This window comes from Rhodoferax sp., from assembly GCF_018063565.1.
GTDB lineage: Bacteria > Pseudomonadota > Gammaproteobacteria > Burkholderiales > Burkholderiaceae_C > Rhodoferax.
On sequence record NZ_JAGPBB010000011.1, the window covers coordinates 1 to 18,930 of the forward strand.

The following is an 18,930-nucleotide window of genomic DNA, read 5'->3' on the forward strand; positions in this document are numbered from 1 at the left end:
GTGTTCCAGGACCCGGCGTTCCGCACCGACCTCATCAACTTTATCCACAACTGCACCACCTATGACCTGATCGACGGCACCCTCGATCCGGCCACGTTTTCCGCGTCGGACGATGTCTGGCCGTTGATGGCCTCGCCCAATCCGGCGCGCTTCAGCACGCTGACCGCCGCGGGCGGCAGCGTCAGCGTCGATACCTGCCCGAACGTGTACCAGAGCCTCAATGGGCGACTGCCGGCGCAGATCACCCGCATCCAGGGGCGGCTCGCCTTCCAGCTCAACCCGACCTTGCCGGGAGCCGCAGCTGCGGCGGCCATCGCCGGGCAAATCCAGCAGGCCTATCTCAAGAACAGCATCGCCACCGCCGCTGCCACGGCGGCCGATCTCATCCGACAGAACGCGGTGCTCAATGCGATCGAGGACACCAGCAAGATCGTCGGTCAGAAGGTCAATGATCCGGCGGCCATGGTGCTGGCAGTGGGCCGGGCTCAGGCGGTGGCCCAGCAGAACGCGACCTGGCTCAACTACGGCAAGGTGGCCGAGCAGGCCCTGCCGGTTTTCAGGAACGTGGTCGAGGCGGTGACCTACGCGATGTTCCCGCTCTTCGTGCTGCTGCTCCTGCTCACCAGCGGTCGCGAGACGATGCTGGCCTTCAAGGGCTACGCCGCCGTGCTCATCTGGATCCAGCTCTGGCCGCCGCTCTACGCCATCCTCAACTACATGGCCTCGATCTACGCGGCCTACGATCTGGCGGCTGCGGCGGACCTGGGCACCGGTACCAAGGCGCTGGCCCTGCAGACCGCCTCGACGATCTACTCGCGGGCGATCTCGGGCGAGGCCGTGGTTGGGTACCTTGCGATCAGTATCCCCTTCATCGCGTGGGCAGCCTTGAAGCGCATGGAAAACTTCGGGACGGCCCTGGTCGGTGGCCTGTCGGGCCTGCAGGCGATGATCTCGGGAGGAACGTCCGCCTCTACCGTCGGCAACGTTTCCATGGGGAACGTGGGGATGGACCAGATGCAACTGGCGCCCAACCGCACCTCCGCCTTCATGGGCAACTGGCAGAACGATCTAAGCGGGAACACCTTCTCGTCGAATGCGCTGACTGGGCGAACCGCCGTCAGCCTGCTGCGCAACCAGGGATTTGCATCCCGAATGGTCTCGATGCGCGTGTCCGAGCAGGACGTGGTGCAGGCGAGCCGGCAGGCTGACGCCGCGCGCAACGAGGCTGTCGCGGCCAGCACTGAGCGCTCGGCCATCTTGTCGGACGCATTCACTCGTGGCCTAACCAAAGTTCGTTCATCGCGCAGCAGCAGTGGCTCTACGTCCAGCAGCTTCGAGCAGATGGGCGAAACACTGAACAGGCTTGATCAGATATCAAAAAGTGTGGCCGACAGCACTGGATTATCGCAATCTCAAGTTGCCAGTATCGCGTTCGGAGCCGCTGGCCACCTGGGATTAAACGCTGGCGCAGTTGGAGGCCGCCTGAACGCCAGCGCGGACAAGAGTTACCTGTCTGGCTTATCGGCCCAGGAACAAAAGGTCTTGGGCAGCATGAGCAGCGAACAGTTGGCGGAGTTCAAACAGTTCGGCGACAGGGTGTCGCGCGATGCCAGCTTCATGAGCATGATCGCCAACGATTCCCGCGAAGCACACGACATGACTGCCCGGCTTGCCTCTACGCATGCACGATCAGAGCGCGCCGAGGCGAGCCTCGCTGATCGTACGGCCTTCGCTGAACGCGTGTCGGCGGCCCACGAGAAAGGGGAAGCCATCTCCATCGACATCGCTCAGGACCCTCACAACCTGGAGATGTTTATGCGCTACGCGGAGCAATACGGCGGCAGCAGCGCCGCGGCACATACCTTGATGGAGTCGGAATTGGCGCGACAGTCTCTTCGCCCGAATCGGGTGTTCTCCGACGGTACCGCACTGCCAGCCTCCTTTGGAGACATCCGGGAGCAACATGTGCATCAACAGGGTGATGCCGCGCTGATGCCCGACATCGCCGGCCTGCACCAATCCAACCGACAACAGACCTCACGGTTTGGGAACGTCAAGCCGTCGCAGGGAACCGCTCCTACGGTATCGCCCATTCGAGACGAGATTCGTACCCACGGGGATCAAATCCGCACCGATGCAGAATCGAGCCGTGCAGACTTCGACGCCAAGGCGGAGATCATCAAGACCGATGACGGAACGCTTGCATCGAAGAAATCACTCCTGGTGCAGTCAGGCAAGCAGGTCGGCAAGGACGCCGCAGCAACACTCGACAATGCCAAAGAGGTAGTTAAGGACTTGTTGCGAAAGTAGTCAGCCGAGTCTATCCGGGTCGAACATGTGCTTGTCGGGTTCAGCTTCAGACGGCTTCATGAATGGTGGGTGGCCTTTGTCGCGCCAGTAGTTCGCGGCCAAATCCTTCGGCGTGGAGCCCATCCCAGGAAGTGGATTCTCGTCCCATTCGAGACGCGGCCGCTCCTTCCTGCCCATGCTAGCCAGAGCCCCGCCAATGGGCGCTCCGAAAAGTGCGCCGACGCCCATCATCACAAGGCGGGTTCCCCAATCGGCATTCGCAGCAGCGATCAAGCCGATCAGCGCGCCCAGCGCGATGAAAACCATGAAGATGAGTTTTCTCATTTCTGCCTCCTGGATTCAGCCTAACGCTGATGGTGTAGGTTGCAAGCGTGTGGCCGGCTACCCAGCCAACATTTCCACAACCAAGCCCCGCCGCCCCGGATCATTTCTCATGCGGAGCCCTTTTTCCTCAATACCAACTGGATCATCGCGAACAGGCGATGAAACAGATAGTCGACCTGATCCACGTCGATGACTGGCACTTGGTTGATTTCTGAATGACGAATGAGATGACTGTTTCCGATGGACGTCAGTTCTGTCGCCTCTTCCTCCATTCGTGCCCGGAGTGATGGCTCTACGGCGGTGGCATCGAGAATGATCTTGATAGATCTCTTCTTGTCGCCGGGGTCCGCAAGAGACTTGAGCCGCTCCCACCCATCCCACAAGCGCTCCAAGGCCTCGCGCCGCACCAGAGGATTCCGGTCAGAAAACTTGGCCCGACATTCCTCCAGCATGTTATCGAGGGTCCGGTCTCCAGTCCGGAAAATTGTCCGCTTCAAATCGTCCCCAAGCACCGGCGGAAGCACGCGCACGATGCGGCCGGTCGACAACATCTCGAAGGCCACGCCGTTGCGCGAAAAGATACGATTTACGGTCGCCCGGAACTCTTCCTGTCCCGACTGCTGATCGAAGGTCAAATGGTGGTGACTGAAGAAATCGTGGTATTTCCCGGGAATCGGCTTCGCCACCGAAGCGTAGATGAACTCGATGAAATCCATGATGAGCAGCGTGTCCGGCGCAAAGGGCTCTCGCTGCGACAGGAAACCTTCATCCACCAGACACGTGGTTTCGAGCGGCCAAGCCAACCCCGGCATCTCCGCAATCACGGAAGCGGCCAGAGCATCCGTATCGCAACCGCAAACGGCTTGTCCATCGGGACAGCGCGCGGGAAAACGTAACCCGAAGGCTCCGCTGTTGATCAGGGCCTGTACCGTTGCCACCAAGCCCGCCCAGACGGCGGGTGAAATCGCCTGCTCGGTTCGCGCCCGCGGCCCATTTTCCCGGTCGCTAAAATAGTCGTTCACGGAGCCGACTCCTTCGGCACGAGCGGTACGGCCTTCGCTGTCCCATTGACGATTTGTTCAAATCGCTCGACGTTGGCAAGTACCGCGTCAAGCTGCGGAACTTCTCCGAAAACCATGCCGGCCATCGCTGCATAGTCTTTGGCGAGCGCTACACACATCACCGGACTGGGCATGAGCGTGAAGGTACCGGGTTGGGCGGCATCCAGCCCCAGGTCGGCACTGCCGAAGAAAAGCCTGGCGTGGTGAGCGCAATCGATAGCGAGTGCCTGATCGGCCTGCCACTCGGGCGATGCGGTTGCCTGCATCAGTTGGTGCACATCGTAATAGTGGCGCGAGACGCGCTGCCCGCCGTGCCGCAGTTCTCCGCGACGGTCGTGCCACTGCCGCAAGCCATGCAGGATGATGACCTTGTCCCAGAAGGTGCGCTCCGGCTTTACGGTGGTCACGTTGCTTACGGTGAGATCCAGCGCAGGCAAGTCCTGCGCAACGTATGGCGTGACCGTTGCCGCAATGTGGGGGTCGAGTGCCGACTTCGCACCGGACTCGATTTTCACGGCGGAGCGGATGTAGTCGTTGGTCGTGGGCGTGACGGCGGGATACCAGAACAGCAGGGTCTGGCCGTCTTTGTCGTCCGGATCGAGTTCCAGGTGGAAGCGGCCATCGGGAATGACGGCAGCGGCGATCTGAGTGAATTCATCCGCCAATGGGCCGGCGATGTAGGCTTGACAAGCCAGCCGGATGGCTTCAAGACGAGCCCGGCGCTTCTTGCCGCTCAAGGCGTCCAGTTCTGCCACCTCAGCGGCCTGTCCCAGATCGCCACGGAAAACCGTGATGTCGATGTCCTCGGAGAAGCGGGAGATCAGGCCGAAGGCCTTGGACAGGGAAGTGCCCCCCTTGAACAAGAGCCGAGGTCCGCCAGTAGCCAATCCGTTGAACAAGGCATCCAGGGTCCAGCAGACCCAGAAGTCCTTCTCGACGTTCTGAACCGCCGTACCCAAGCGCGTGGCTGCGCCGAGAAACAAATCGAGTCGATCACCATCGGCAGCGGTGATGACATCGTGAAATGAAGGGTTCAACGGACCCCCCTTATGCCCTTGGCCCAAGATGAATCTGCCGGGGGCTTCACGCCGCTAGGCGCCGGCAAGGTCATGGGTACGGCGCCCAGTGGATCACAACCGGGTAGATCACGGACCAGACTTTGCATCCACGCCGGCAGCACGTTGAAGCCATCGCGCAGGTCCTGGCAGATCGCAGCCCCTTGGGAGGAATCGACGAGTAGTTGGCTTAGTCGGTTCACGATGCGGTCATGGTCGGAGATCAGCGTGTCCTTCAGCCAATGTAGGGCCTGCACAACTCGCATGGCGGGACGATCAGCCCAATAAAGGCGACTGGGGGCGGTTTGCTTGAAGTCGATGACGAGTTTGTCGAGCTTGATCGCCCGGCGACGTGCGTCGGTATGAAGGGTGACACGAGCCGGGACGGCATCCGTCAGGCCAAGATCGTTGGCTGCGGTCATCCCATCCACCAGCAGACGCAGTTGGTCGCGCCGCGCGATGGCATCGACAATCGCGCGATAGTCGGGAGTGCTGGGACGCTGGGTCAGACGGTTGATGCTGGGCTTGTCGTATAAACCTCGATCAATACGCCGCAGGTCACCCGCCAGCACCATGCGCTGGAGCGTCTTGTCGATCGCATCACGGTTGCCGAGATGTGCAAAGTCGGTCGGCACCCAGACATGGCCTGGACCGGCGGCATTGATTTGCGACGAGATGGCGGATTTGAGATCAGACATGGGGTTCCTTGTCCGATATTTGTATAATTTTTTCGGACAATTTGCAAGAAGTAATGTCCGAAAATTGTAGATCTATTTCGGACTGAGCGTATTCATACTTCAAGCAACGCCAGCACCCCGTCGAATGGGCACCACGCTGGCGCTATTTTTGATCCAGGCATCCAACATGTCAGCCCAGGCCTGAAGCATGGTTCGGCGCTGCTCGGCGTACTCAGCCTTGTTGTAGATAGCACGCACACCGCGCTGCTCATGCGCGAGGCATTTCTCGATCCAGTCACTGTTAAAACCGGCCTCATGCAATAACGTGCTGGCCGTGCGCCGCAAATCATGCACGGTGAAGGGGTCAAAGTCTTCGCCCCGATCATGGACCACTTTCACGGTGGCGTCGATCACCCGGTTCAGCGTGGCCGAACTGATAGGCAACTCGGTCTCGTACCGTCCCGGATGCAGGTACGAACTGGCACTGAAGCAAGTTTTGAAGGCCACCAGAATATCGAGCGCCTGCTGGCTCAGGTACACGTTGTGCGGGCGCCCTGCCTTCATACGGTCCTTCGGGATCGTCCAGATTGCCGTCTCGAAGTTCACCTCGTCCCACTTAGCCTCGATGAACTCCGTCTTGCGCACCAATGTCAGCAACATGAACTTGACCGCTAGGCGCAACGTGGACATCGTCGCCGTCTGCTCAAGCGCCTTGAAAAAGGTATGAATCTCGGCTGGTGTCAGCGCTCTGTCGCGAGCTTTGAATGTGGCAATGGCACTGGGTCGAATCGACTCGGCGGGATTATCGATCTTCAATCCGCGGGCCTGAATGAAGCGAAATACCTGCAACACGATCTCGCGAGCGTGGACCGCCGGCGCTGCCGCGCCACGCTCTTTGATTTTCTCGCATCTGGCCATCAGACGCACCGGGGTGATTTCTTCCAGTTTCAGACGGCCAAATTCGTCCGCCAAGTTGCGATCATAGACCGACTTACGCATGGCCTTTGTGGACTCGGCCAGATCAGCCTCTGCGAAGTACTTTTCTGCCCAACTACCAAACGTGAGCGCGTCAGCAGCTTCGGTCCGCTTCTCAACCTTGGAACGTGAGGGGCTCTCGCCCTGCTCGATCGATCTGTGCGCCCGTGTCATCAATAGGCGCGCCTCTGCCAGAGACAGGGACATGCCGTAGTCCAACTCGTTCAGTTCGCGCGGCTTCTTGGCGCCGACTGTCGGGTCGTACTTGCCTATCACCAGGGTCTCGCGGCGTCCATTCACCCGATAGTCAAACCGAAAACTGACAACCCCAGTCCGCGTAACAGCGACATAGAGCCCCTGCTGGTCAGCAACCTTGTAAATCTTCCCAGTGGGCTTCAACGCCCTTAACTGCATGTCAGTGAGCATCTGATCCTCCGTAAACTGATACCGTCAACCGATACCGTCAACGTAGTTGACGGTATCAACTTGGGTCGTTCAAGGACCAGATCTCGATACCGTCAGCAATACCGACACTTTAGTCGGGCTTTACTAGGACGGCGTGAGACGCCATGAGACGCTAACTGGTTGTTATAGCGGGTAAATTGCAGAAAATCCGGACGGCGTGAGACGACTTGAAATGATGATATTTTATTCCCACTCAATGGTTGCCGGTGGTTTGCTGCTCACGTCGTAGGTCACCCGGTTGATACCGCGCACTTCGTTGATGATGCGGCTCGACACCTTTTTCAGCAAGGCATAAGGCAATTCAGCCCAGTCCGCGGTCATGAAGTCGCTGGTTTGCACGGCGCGTAGCGCCACCACGTAGTCATAAGTACGGCCGTCACCCATGACACCCACGCTCTTGACTGGCAGAAACACTGTGAATGCCTGACTGGTCAGCTCGTACCAAGTTTTGCCGCTGGGCTCATCGACAAAACTGTGCAACTCTTCGATAAAGATGGCATCGGCCCGGCGCAGCAAATCGGCGTATTCCTTTCTGACTTCACCCAGAATACGCACGCCCAGTCCCGGACCCGGAAACGGATGGCGGTAGACCATGTGGTGCGGCAAGCCGAGTGCCACGCCGAGTTCACGCACTTCGTCCTTGAACAGCTCGCGCAGCGGCTCCAGCAGTTTCAGACCGAGTTGCTCAGGCAAGCCACCCACGTTGTGGTGACTCTTGATGACCACGGCTTTTTTGTTCTTGGCACCGCCGGACTCAATCACGTCCGGGTAAATGGTACCCTGAGCCAACCATTTTGCACCTTTTTTGCTAGCATCTGACTCAGTCAGCGATTGCGCTTGAGCCCTAAATACCTCTACAAACTCGCGGCCAATGATTTTGCGCTTGGCCTCCGGGTCCGCCACGCCTGCCAGGTGGCCCAGGAACTGGTCCGCCGCGTCCACTCGGATCACTTTGGCGTGTAGCTTGCCGACAAACATGTCCATCACCATGTCGCCTTCATTCAGCCGCAACAGGCCGTGGTCAACAAATACACAGGTCAGCTGATCACCAATGGCGCGGTGGATCAGGGCGGCTGCCACCGACGAATCGACCCCGCCGGACAGCCCCAAAATCACCTCTTCATCACCCACCAGCTCGCGAATCCTGGCCACCGCCTCGCTGATGTAGTCGCCCATGATCCAGTCAGCCCGCGTGCCACAGATTTCCAGTACAAAACGTTCCAGAATCGCAGCACCGCGTTTGGTATGGGTAACTTCAGGGTGGAACTGCAGCGCGTAAAAACGCCGCTCTTCGTCGGCCATGCCGGCAATCGGACAACTGTCGGTGCTGGCCATCAGCTTGAAACCGGGTGGCAATTCGGTGACCTTGTCGCCGTGGCTCATCCACACCTGCAACATACCGTGACCCATCGATGTGGCATAGTCTTGAATGCCCTCAAGCAAAGCGGTGTGCCCGTGCGCACGCACGTTGGCATGACCGAACTCACGCTGGTGCCCGCTGGTGACCACGCCGCCCAACTGGTGCGCCATGGTTTGCATGCCGTAGCAAATGCCCAGTACCGGCACGCCCAGCTCAAACACCAGCTGCGGCGCCTTGTCGGTGCTTTCTTCATAGACGCTGGCGTGACTGCCTGACAGGATGATGCCCTTGAGCTGCCCATCACGCGCATAGGCGCGCAACCAGTCATCAGACACATCGCAAGGATGCACTTCGCAGAACACATGCGCTTCACGCACCCGGCGGGCGATCAGCTGGGTGACTTGGGAACCAAAGTCAAGAATGAGGATTTTTTGATGCATGATTCCTGAAAACAGAGCAGCACACGCCCATTGGACATGCGCTAAAGGGTGTTTTTGATCTGAACTTAGTCAGCGCGGTAATTCGGCGCTTCTTTGGTGATCTGCACGTCGTGTACATGGCTTTCGCGGATGCCAGCGGTGGTGATCTCAACAAACTCGGCCTTGTTTTGCATCTCTTCGATGGTGGCGCAACCGCAGTAACCCATGCTGGCACGCAGGCCGCCGGCCATCTGGAACACGATAGCCACCATGGAGCCCTTGTAGGGCACCCGACCTTCGATGCCTTCCGGCACCAGCTTGTCAGCGTTGGGATTTCCGGTGCTGGACTCCTGAAAGTACCGGTCGGCGCTGCCTTGCTGCATGGCACCGATGCTGCCCATGCCACGATAGCTCTTGTAACTGCGGCCCTGGAACAGGATCACTTCGCCAGGCGCCTCTTCGGTGCCGGCAAACATGCCACCCATCATGACCGTGCTGGCTCCGGCTGCCACCGCTTTGGCGATGTCACCGCTAAAGCGGATACCGCCATCCGCGATCAGCGGCACGCCGGTCCCTTTAAGTGCCGTCGCCACGCTGTCAATAGCCATGATTTGCGGCACGCCCACACCGGCGACGATGCGCGTGGTGCAGATCGAACCCGGGCCAATGCCGACCTTGACCGCATCCGCTCCGGCTTCCACCAGGGCCAGCGCCGCCGCTCCGGTGGCGATATTGCCGCCAATCACTTCAACCTGCGGAAAGTTCTGCTTGACCCAGCGTACCCGTTCGATCACACCTTTGCTGTGGCCGTGTGCGGTATCGACCACGATGGCATCCACGCCGGCACGCGCCAGCAGTTCCACCCGCTCTTCAGTGCCCTCGCCCACCCCGACCGCGGCAGCCACCCGCAGCTTGCCCTGGGCATCGCGCGCTGCCGCTGGGAAACTGGTCTGTTTGGTGATGTCCTTGACCGTGATCAGCCCTTTGAGCTGAAAAGCCTCGTTGACCACCAGCAAACGCTCGATCTTGTGCTGATTGAGCAACACTTTGGCCTGCTCAAGGGTGGTGCCATCGGGCACGGTGACGAGTTTGTCACGTGGCGTCATGATGTGGCTGACCGGCAGGTCATAGCGGGTTTCAAAGCGCAAATCACGCCCGGTCACGATGCCTGCCACTTTGCCAGCGTCAATGACCGGGAAGCCCGACACACCCAGTTGTTCTGACAAGGCCATCACCTGGCGCACCGTGTGCTCAGGCGTGATCACCACCGGATCACGCAACACGCCCGACTCGTAACGTTTGACCTTGGCGACCTTGGCAGCCTGCTGCTGTGCCGTCATGTTTTTGTGTACCACGCCGATCCCGCCCTCCTGCGCAATGGCGATGGCCAGGCGAGACTCGGTCACCGTGTCCATCGCCGCGGACACCAGCGGCAGGTTCAGGGCAATGTTACGGGTGAAACGGGTGGCAAGCGAGGTGTCCTTGGGCAGGACTTGGGAGTAGGCTGGCACCAACAGGACATCGTCGAAGGTGAGCGCTTTACCAATCAGGCGCATGGGTGTGGGCTCCAAATCAGCGATTGTATCTGTGCCATTTAGACCACCACCACACAAGCGAACACTTGCGCTCGATGCGCTGGCATGGCATAAACTCATCTCCATGAACCATCGTCACTTGCTGGGCTTGTTACTGCTTGTCTTGATCCCCCTCGGCTCGGCAGCACAATGGGTATGGCTGGACAAGGATGGCAGCAAGGTTTACAGCGACCGCTCACCACCGGGCTCGGTCCCTGAGAAAAGTATCCTGAAGCGTCCGGGTCAGCGCCCAGTCGACGACAGCGCAGCCAGCGCGGGATCTTCTGACAAGCCGGTTGATGCAGACGCCAACGGTGCCAGCCGTCTGCCCAAACCGACCGGTGTGGACAAGTTGTTGGCCGACAAGAAGGCAAAAGCTGAACGCGCCGAACAGGAGAAACAAAAAGCAGCAGATGCCAAAATTGCCGCGACCAAAGCCGACAACTGCGCGCGGGCCAAATTTGCCAAGGCCACGCTGGACTCCGGCTTGCGTTTAAGCCGGGTCAACAGCAAGGGAGAGCAAGAAATCATGGATGACGCAGCGCGGTCGGCTGAATCCAAACGCCTGCAGGCGATCATGGCCAGCGATTGCCAGTAGTTTCAGTAACCTGGCTTGGCACCCACCCGTTTTTTGACAAACAACCCGGCCCGACGGCTGCCTTGCTTGACAAAACGTTGCCGCCGCGCAACTTTGGGATCCACCAGCAGCGGGCGGTAAACCTCCACGCGGTCCTGATCACGCAGCGGGTGATCCAGTGGCACTCGTCTGCCCCAAACACCCACCTCAATGCCCGGGTGGTCCAAGTCGGCGAAGCGGTTGAGCAGGCCACTTTTTTGCAGTGCTTTGAGAACCGTGCAGGGCGCATCGAGTTCCAGAGTCAGCTGAACCACGTCTCGGGGTGCCGGGGCGTACAGCACCAACACCGAGGTGCTCCCCTCATTCGCCATAAACCTGCTTGGCTCGCTTAACAAATGCATCCACCATGCTGCTGGCAATCTTGTCAAACACCGGACTGATCAGCTTGCCCAGGGTGGTATCAAAACCATAGGTCAGCGTGAGTTCCACCTTGCACGCGCGTGGCTCGGTGCCCAAAGGCAAAAAATTCCATTCACCCTCCAGACTGGAAAACGGACCACTCACCAGGTTAATGATGACCTGCTGGTCAGGAATATGCCTGTTTCGGGTTGAAAAGGTCTGCTTGATACCACTGAAGGCGATGCCGATTTCTGCCAGCATGCCGTTCTCTTCGTGCTCCACGACGCGACCCTGGTCGCACCAGGGCAAAAACTCGGGGTAACGCGCTACATCAACCACCAGCCGATACATTTCGGCCGGGCTGTACCAGATCAGGACGGACTTTTTGACAGTTTTCATAGAATGCAGTGGTGCGCGGGATTGTAGTCAAGCCCTGGTTCGCATTCACAACAATTCCAACATTCGCCATGGCCAAAAAACCTGACACTTCCAGCCGCATTGCCGACAACAAAAAAGCCGCGTTCAACTACTTTTTCGAAGAGCGATTCGAGGCCGGCATCGTGCTTGAAGGCTGGGAGGTCAAGTCGCTGCGCGAAGGCAAGGTGCAATTGACCGATGGTTATGTGGTGATCCGCAATGGCGAGTTGTTCATCATCGGCCTGCAGATCAACCCGCTGGGCACCGCGTCCACCCACATCAGCCCCGACAAGCAGCGCACCAAAAAGCTGCTGATGCACAAGGAAGAGATCAAACGTCTGATTGGCAAAGTGGAGCAAAAAGGCTATACCCTGGTACCCATCAATCTGCATTGGAAGAACGGCAAGGTGAAATGTGAAGTGGCACTGGCCAAAGGCAAGGCCGAGCACGACAAGCGCGACACCATCAAAGACCGCGAAGGCAAGCGCGAGGTGGAACGCGCCATGAAAGCCCACCACCGCTGATCGCCCGGTGGGCGATGCGAGAATTTGCGCCTTTCTACAAGGATGCCGCCATGCCCACCCCCCGTGAACTGTTCGATCAGCTCAATACCGAGTACGCTGCCGTCCACAAGTCCAAGGAAGACCTGTTCTGGGCCACCTACATGGCCACCAGCAGCGACGATGCCGGTTTTGCTCGCGCCGAAGAAACCTACAAGAATTTCATCTCGGACCCACAGCGCCTGGCCCAAGTTCGCCATGCGCTGGCTGATTTGCCAGCCGATCAGACCGATGCGTCGACCCAGGGACTCAGGCACGGCTTACAGGGCTGGCGAGCCCTGTTCATGAGCAACATCATCGACAACCACGAAGCCCGGCAACTGATGAACGAGCTGATCGCTCTGGAGGCCGAGCTGTTTGCCAAACGGCGCGATCTGGTGCTCCAGCACATTGGCGCGTCGGGCCAGGTGGAAGCTGCCACGCTCAGCACGCTTGCGACCAACATGCAGACGCACCCTGATGAGGTGGCGCGCAAAAGCTCACACAGCGCGATGATGCAGTTGGAGCGCTGGGTGCTGGACCATGGGTTTCTGAAAATCGTCAAGAAGCGCAATGCCTTTGCCCGAGCGCAGGGTTATGCCAATTTCTTTGACTACAAGGTCGAAAAAAATGAAGGCATGACCACAGCCCAGTTGTTTGCGATTCTGGATGACTTTGAACACCGCACGCGTACGGCCAACGACAGCGCCCTGGCGGGTCTGACACAAGCCCATGGCGCAAAGGCAATCGAGCCCTGGAACCTGCGCTACTACAGCAGCGGCGACGTCACCCGCGCGCTCGATCCCTATCTCTCGTTTGCCAAGTCGCTGGGGCGTTGGGTGGAGAGCTTTCGCCGGCTGGGCATCCGTTACCGCGGTGCCACTTTGCAGCTCGACTTGCTGGAGCGCAGCGGAAAATTCCAGAACGGCTTTTGCCACGGCCCCATCCCCACCTACTTTGACGCCAACGGGCAATGGGTGGCCGGGCAGATCAACTTCACCGCCAACGCCACACCCGACCAGATTGGCAGCGGCGCGCGCGCCATCAACACCCTGTTTCACGAAGGCGGCCATGCCGCGCACTTTGCCAATGTGACGCAAAACGCACCCTGCTTCTCGCAGGAATTTGCGCCGACGTCTATGGCCTACGCCGAAACGCAGTCCATGTTTTGCGACAGCCTGCTGGGCGACGCTGACTGGCTCAAGCGCTACGCGCGCAATGCAGCGGGTGAACCGGTGCCCGACGCGTTGATCCATCAGCAAATTGAAGCGCAGCAACCGTTTGCTGCCTACACCGAGCGCGGCATTCTGGTGGTGCCGTATTTTGAGCGGGCGCTGTACCAATGTGCCGATGAAGCGTTGAGTGCCGAGCAGGTGCTGGCACTGGCGCGCCAGTGCGAACTGCGAATCCTCGGACTGACGGTGGCGCCGCGCCCACTCGTGGCGATTCCACATCTGCTCAATCAGGAATCTGCCGCCGCTTACCACGGCTATCTGTTGGCCAATATGGCGGTGTACCAGACCCGGGCCTACTTTGAGCGCCAATTGGGCTACCTGACCGACAACCCTGCGATTGGCCCGCTGCTGGCCGAGCACTATTGGGCATGCGGCAATGGCGTCAGCCACAACGATACCCTGGTGCGCCTGACTGGCGAGCCTTTCAACGCAAAGTATCTGGCTGACCACTGCAACCAAAGCGTTGCGCAGGCATGGGCGCAGGCGCAGCAGCAAATCCACGATGCGGCCCAGCGCGACGATGCACCAGCGGTCCAAGACAGTCTGGATGCCAACATCCGCATCGTGCATGGCGCGGCGCTGATTGCCGACAATCAGGAAGGCGACGCCGCCATGTGCGCCCGGTTTGAACAATGGGTGGGTCAGCACTACCCTGCAGTGCTGGTGCAGTAAACCCGGTCGGTCCTTAGGTCAGCGCCCGCAGCGGGTGGCTGTGCGCCGCCCAGGGGCTGACGAAAAACGGCTGCACCATGTCGGGTGTGACGTCCTCAATGCGCTCGGGCTGCCATTTCGGATGCTGATCCTTGTCGATGACCAGCGCGCGGATGCCCTCGGCGGTTTCGGTTTGTGCGCCTCGGCGCCCCAGGTGGGTGGGAAAAAAACAATGCCGCACCAGATCGCGCTCCATGCGCAAGTCATCGGCAATCGACAGCGTGCGCGCGCGGCGAATTTGCGCCAACGTCACCTGCAACATCAAGGGCGAGCGCTGGCGCAGCAAGCGTGCTGTTTGCTGTGCCCAATCCGACACATCGGCTTCCAGTGCGGTGATGATCTCTGCCACATCCGGCCGCGAAAAACGATGGTCAATTTGACCTCTGGCGCTTATTGGTGTAAGGTTTGTAGATACTGAAAACGAAGCAATCCAGGACTCAAGTTTCGCCGCATCGCTCAGGTCAAGCTGTGCCAGTGCGTCCCAGGCAGCATGCATATGCGCCACCTCCATCTGATGATCGGCCAGACCCAGGGCAATCGCTTGTGGCCCGTTCAGACTGGTTCCGGTCAGGGCCAGCCACTCACCGGTGTGACCGGGACAGCGACTGAGAAAAAAGCCGCCGCCCACGTCCGGAAACAAGCCAATCAGCGTCTCGGGCATGGCCAGTTTGCTGCGTTCGCTCACCAGACGGTGTGTTGCACCCTGGCTCAAGCCCATGCCACCACCCATCACCACACCGTCCATGAACGCAATCGTCGGTTTCGGGAAGGTGTGGATCAGGTGGTTGAGTGTGTACTCCTCGGTAAAGAAGTCTTCGGTCGATGGGTCACCGCTTTGCAGCGCCTGGTGAAAAAACCGGATGTCACCGCCCGCACAAAAGGCACCAAATGGCCCGGCCTTGTTGCTGCCGCGCATTGCCACCGCCCGCACCCGGGGGTCGTCGCGCCAGACCATCAGGCGCGCGGTGAGGGCGCGAATCATCGACAGGTTCAGGGCGTTGAGCGCGCTGGGCCGATGCAAGGTGATAAACCCAACCTGCCCGCGAACCTCGGCGATCACTTCCAGCGACGACGTCATGCCCTGCCCCTCCATGCCACAATTTCATTGACCACCAGTGCCCCTATCACCAGCGAGCCACCCACCCAGACATCCCGTCCGGGCACCTCACCGGCGCCGATCCAGGCCAGCAAGATGCCAAAAATCACCTCCAGCAAACCCAGCAGTGCCACCTCAGGCGCCTGGAGTGACTTGGTACAGATCACCACCAGCACACAGGGTATGGCCAATTGCCCCAAGCCCAGCCCGAACAGCAGACCCATATCGTGCGCCGACGCCTGAAACGGCCAGGCCAGCGGCAGCGTGATCAGGGCTGACAGCACCCCACCAATGAGCACCGCGGGCATCAGGTCCACATCGTGCCCCTGCGCATGTGAGTGTTGCGTGATGGTCCAGTTGGCGGCACCCGAGATCGGCACACACAGCGCAATCAGGGTGCCGGCCAGGCTGATACCGGCGCCAAGTTGGCTGGCATACATGTAAGCAATGCCAAACCCTGCCACACCGATCGCCACCCAGGTCCGCCACGGGATCTTGTGGCCAATAAAGATCCTTGCTGACAAAGCCGTCAACAAAGGGGCCAGGGACATGGTCACCAGCACATTGGCGACGGTGGTGAGCATGATGGCCAGCATGAAGAAGGTGAACATGCCGCACCAGCATAAACCGGAAAACCATAGCGCAACACCCCCGTGTCGCATGCGCTTGAAGACACTTTTGCCCTGAATCAGCGGCAAAATAAAAAGCAGGCACAACACCGTGAAGGCACTGCGCCAAAAGGTGACTTCGAATTTCTGCGCGTGCTCCAGATGGCGCGTCACCACACCAGCGGTCGACCACATCAGGGTCACCGCCACCATCAGCAGCACAGCTCGGTTGTGGCTCAGTTTCATGGGTTGTGCCGGTGCGGCCATGGCTTGCCCACGCCCGGCTGCAGCGCTTACTCGCGACTGGCGCGTTTGCGCTCGTGCTCTTTCAGATGACGTTTGCGCAGACGGATCGATTTGGGCGTGATTTCAACCAGCTCGTCGTCCTCAATGAACTCGACACCATACTCCAGCGTCAGCTCGATCGGCGGTGTGATCTTGATGGCATCTTCCTTGCCGCTCACCCGGAAGTTGGTCAGCTGTTTGGTGCGCGTGGCATTCACCACCAGATCGTTGTCACGGCTGTGAATCCCGACAATCATGCCTTCATAAACCGGGTCATTGGCGCGCACAAACATGCGACCACGATCGTCAAGTTTGCCCAGAGCGTAGGTAAAGATTTCGCCATCGTCCATGGAAATCAGCACGCCGTTCTTGCGGCTGCCGATCTCCCCCTTATGCGGCTCGTACTTGTCAAAAATGTTGGAAATCAGACCGGTACCACGGGTCAGATTCAGAAACTCGTTGGTAAAACCAATCAGGCCACGCGCCGGAATACGGTACTCCAGCCGAACCCGGCCACGTCCGTCCGGGTCCATGTTGAACAACTCGCCCTTGCGTTCGCCCAAAGCCTGCATCACACCACCCTGGTGCTGTTCTTCGATGTCGGCAGTCACCAGTTCGATCGGTTCATGCTTTTCACCGTTGACGTCCTTGAACACCACGCGCGGCTTGCTGACGGCCAGTTCATAACCTTCGCGGCGCATGTTTTCCAGCAGAATGGTCAGGTGCAATTCACCGCGACCCATCACTTCAAAAATGCCTTCCTCGTCAGTTTCCTTGACACGAAGTGCCACATTGTGTTGCAGCTCTTTCTGCAAACGGTCCCAGATCTGGCGGCTGGTCACATATTTACCGTCGCGCCCGGCCAAGGGGCTGGTGTTGACACAAAAGTTCATGGTCAAGGTCGGCTCGTCGACCTTGAGCATGGGCAGCGGTGCCGGGCTCACCGGGTCGGTGATGGTCACGCCAATACCGATGTCGGCCAGACCATTGATCAGCACGATTTCACCGGGGCCAGCATCCGTTGCTTGCACCCGCTCCAGCCCCTGGAAAGTCAACACCTGGTTGATGCGGCCTTTGACCGCCTTGCCGTCCGGGCCCTCCATCACCACCACGTCCATCATCGGGCGAATCGTGCCCTGGCTGATGCGGCCCACCCCAATACGCCCGACAAAGGTCGAAAAATCAAGCGCGGAAATCTGCAATTGCAGCGGCGCATTCGGGTCGCCCTGCTGGTGCGGCACGTGATCCAGAATGGTATTGAACAGCGCCGACATGTCCGGACCCCACTGCTCACCCTGCCCGCCTTCGACCAACGAGGACCAACCATTGATACCCGAGGCATACACCACAGGAAAGTCCAGTTGCTCGTCGGTGGCACCGAGTTTGTCGAACAAATCAAACGCCGCGTTGACCACATAGTCGGGGCGCGAACCGGGTTTGTCGACCTTGTTGACCACCAGAATGGGTTTCAAGCCCAGCGCCAGCGCTTTTTTGGTGACAAAACGGGTTTGCGGCATCGGGCCTTCCTGCGCATCGATCAGCAACACCACGCCGTCCACCATGGACAGCGCCCGTTCCACTTCACCACCAAAGTCGGCGTGGCCGGGGGTGTCCACAATATTGATGTGAGTGCCCTGCCAGGTCACGGCACAGTTCTTGGCCAGGATCGTGATGCCACGCTCTTTCTCGATGGCGTTGTTGTCCATCACGGTGTCGACAATTTTTTCGTGCTGGGCAAAAGTGCCTGACTGACGCAGCAGTTGGTCAACCATGGTGGTTTTGCCATGGTCCACGTGGGCGATGATGGCGATGTTGCGGATTTGGGTATGGGACATGGTTCACTTTCTTAAACGAGTTGAGCAGGTTCTGGGCTGTCGACCCGGTCTGCTCTGGATTCATGGGTCATTTGTTCAATTTCAATCGGGCTGAGCAAGCGCCCGGGGATCAATTCACCGGCCTGGACACGGGCCGTACCCAGCAGTTGCTGCCCTTCTGTGGCATAGACCGCCACCCGGTCGGCATCCGACCAAGCGCCGCGGCGGCACAAGCCACTGAGGAAACGACGGCTATTGTCGCTGTCGAGCGTCACCCGCGTGTGATCCGCTAGTAAAGACGACACAGGTAGAACCTGGGTCAGACGTTCGGCTTCATCCATGGCTTCCAGCGCAGCCAGGCTCACACACTGCGTCACCTCAAAACCACCAGTGCCTGTGCGCCGCAAGACACTCAGGTGCGCACCACAACCCAGGGCTTCGCCAATGTCTTCGCCCAAGGTGCGGATGTAGGTTCCCTTGCTGCATTTGACCTCAATGTTGATAGCAACAAACTCTTTTATATCGTGCGCCAGAACCATATTCAATGCATAAATATGGACTTGGCGGGCATCGCGTTCCACCTCGATGCCAGCTCTGGCATAGGCGTACAGCGCTTTGCCGTCTTTTTTCAAGGCACTGTGCATCGGCGGTACCTGAGAGATGGGGCCAGTGAATTGTGCCGTGACACGTCGCAGGACTTCAGGTGTGATCGCAGGCACCGGTCGCGTCTCGAGCACATCACCTTCGGCGTCACCGGTGCTCGTTTTTACGCCCAGGTGCAAGACCGCCTGATAGGTTTTGTCGGCATCGAGCTGTCGTTGGCTGAACTTGGTCGCCGCACCAAAACACAAGGGCAAAACACCACTGGCGAGCGGATCGAGGGTGCCGGTGTGGCCCGCCTTTTCCGCACGCAACAGCCATTTGACCTTTTGCAGCACATCGTTGCTCGACCAGCCCAGAGGCTTGTCCAGCAACAGCACCCCATGCACGGGGCGCCTGGCAACCCGTGCACGCGGCGCTGAAGTCATG

The 18,930-nt window shown here is 59.3% G+C and carries 17 protein-coding genes; 4 read left to right on the forward strand and 13 right to left on the reverse strand.

What is annotated here, in order from left to right:
- Window positions 1-2,310 (forward strand): conjugal transfer protein TraG N-terminal domain-containing protein (locus tag KBF66_RS04340; protein WP_296652797.1); only part of this gene is annotated, 2,310 nt, incomplete at its 5' end.
- Here KBF66_RS04340 and KBF66_RS04345 read toward each other — a convergent pair.
- The 7 genes from KBF66_RS04345 to guaB form a co-directional block, all read right to left on the reverse strand.
- Entirely contained in the window at window positions 2,311-2,634 is a 324-nt protein-coding gene (locus KBF66_RS04345; protein ID WP_296652800.1) for a hypothetical protein, read from the reverse strand.
- Window positions 2,635-2,741: 107 nt separating this feature from the next.
- The gene (locus tag KBF66_RS04350; protein ID WP_296652803.1) at window positions 2,742-3,656 is read right to left on the reverse strand and encodes an AbiJ-NTD4 domain-containing protein; all 915 of its coding nucleotides are present in this window, start codon (window positions 3,654-3,656) and stop codon (window positions 2,742-2,744) included.
- Complete coding sequence (locus KBF66_RS04355; protein ID WP_296652806.1) at window positions 3,653-4,732, reverse strand: nucleotidyl transferase AbiEii/AbiGii toxin family protein; 1,080 nt, start codon at window positions 4,730-4,732, stop codon at window positions 3,653-3,655. The genes KBF66_RS04350 and KBF66_RS04355 overlap by 4 nt, the downstream gene beginning before the upstream one ends.
- On the reverse strand, window positions 4,729-5,448 hold the full coding sequence (locus tag KBF66_RS04360) for a DUF6088 family protein (protein ID WP_296652810.1): 720 nt from the start codon (window positions 5,446-5,448) through the stop codon (window positions 4,729-4,731). Before KBF66_RS04360 ends, KBF66_RS04355 begins: the two co-directional genes overlap by 4 nt.
- A gap of 99 nt (window positions 5,449-5,547) precedes the next feature.
- Window positions 5,548-6,828 (reverse strand): site-specific integrase, encoded by a 1,281-nt coding sequence (locus KBF66_RS04365; protein ID WP_296652814.1) that lies wholly within the window; start codon window positions 6,826-6,828, stop codon window positions 5,548-5,550.
- 222 nt (window positions 6,829-7,050) lie between these two features.
- Window positions 7,051-8,670, reverse strand: coding sequence for a glutamine-hydrolyzing GMP synthase (gene guaA, locus KBF66_RS04370; protein WP_296652988.1), 1,620 nt, complete (start codon window positions 8,668-8,670; stop codon window positions 7,051-7,053).
- A gap of 62 nt (window positions 8,671-8,732) precedes the next feature.
- A complete protein-coding gene (gene guaB / locus KBF66_RS04375) occupies window positions 8,733-10,202 on the reverse strand; it encodes an IMP dehydrogenase (protein ID WP_296652817.1) in 1,470 nt (489 codons plus the stop codon).
- 103 nt (window positions 10,203-10,305) lie between these two features.
- On the opposite strand from guaB, the gene KBF66_RS04380 reads away from it, so the two are divergent.
- Window positions 10,306-10,818 carry a DUF4124 domain-containing protein gene (locus KBF66_RS04380; RefSeq protein WP_296652820.1) on the forward strand — a complete coding sequence of 171 codons (513 nt, stop codon included), beginning with the start codon at window positions 10,306-10,308 and terminating at the stop codon, window positions 10,816-10,818.
- A 2-nt stretch (window positions 10,819-10,820) separates the two neighbouring features.
- On the opposite strand, the gene KBF66_RS04385 is transcribed toward KBF66_RS04380, so the two are convergent.
- A complete protein-coding gene (locus KBF66_RS04385) occupies window positions 10,821-11,168 on the reverse strand; it encodes an RnfH family protein (protein ID WP_296652823.1) in 348 nt (115 codons plus the stop codon).
- Complete coding sequence (locus KBF66_RS04390; RefSeq protein WP_296652826.1) at window positions 11,158-11,595, reverse strand: type II toxin-antitoxin system RatA family toxin; 438 nt, start codon at window positions 11,593-11,595, stop codon at window positions 11,158-11,160. Before KBF66_RS04390 ends, KBF66_RS04385 begins: the two co-directional genes overlap by 11 nt.
- A gap of 68 nt (window positions 11,596-11,663) precedes the next feature.
- Here KBF66_RS04390 and smpB point away from each other — a divergent pair, with 68 nt between their 5' ends.
- The gene (gene smpB / locus KBF66_RS04395) at window positions 11,664-12,137 is read left to right on the forward strand and encodes an SsrA-binding protein SmpB (RefSeq protein WP_296652828.1); all 474 of its coding nucleotides are present in this window, start codon (window positions 11,664-11,666) and stop codon (window positions 12,135-12,137) included.
- A 50-nt stretch (window positions 12,138-12,187) separates the two neighbouring features.
- Window positions 12,188-14,059, forward strand: a complete 1,872-nt coding sequence (locus tag KBF66_RS04400) for a M3 family metallopeptidase (protein ID WP_296652830.1) — start codon at window positions 12,188-12,190, stop codon at window positions 14,057-14,059.
- Window positions 14,060-14,072: 13 nt separating this feature from the next.
- On the opposite strand, the gene KBF66_RS04405 is transcribed toward KBF66_RS04400, so the two are convergent.
- From KBF66_RS04405 to truB, 4 genes are read right to left on the reverse strand one after another with little or no spacing between them, the layout of a single operon-like run.
- Window positions 14,073-15,176 carry an enoyl-CoA hydratase/isomerase family protein gene (locus KBF66_RS04405; RefSeq protein WP_296652833.1) on the reverse strand — a complete coding sequence of 368 codons (1,104 nt, stop codon included), beginning with the start codon at window positions 15,174-15,176 and terminating at the stop codon, window positions 14,073-14,075.
- Complete coding sequence (locus KBF66_RS04410; protein WP_296652837.1) at window positions 15,173-16,048, reverse strand: DMT family transporter; 876 nt, start codon at window positions 16,046-16,048, stop codon at window positions 15,173-15,175. The genes KBF66_RS04405 and KBF66_RS04410 overlap by 4 nt, the downstream gene beginning before the upstream one ends.
- A gap of 47 nt (window positions 16,049-16,095) precedes the next feature.
- Window positions 16,096-17,922: a translational GTPase TypA gene (typA, locus tag KBF66_RS04415; protein ID WP_296652840.1), complete on the reverse strand. Its 1,827-nt coding sequence runs from the start codon at window positions 17,920-17,922 to the stop codon at window positions 16,096-16,098.
- Between the two features lie 11 nt (window positions 17,923-17,933).
- Window positions 17,934-18,929, reverse strand: a complete 996-nt coding sequence (gene truB / locus KBF66_RS04420; RefSeq protein ID WP_296652844.1) for a tRNA pseudouridine(55) synthase TruB — start codon at window positions 18,927-18,929, stop codon at window positions 17,934-17,936.
- Window position 18,930: the final 1 nt, after the last annotated feature.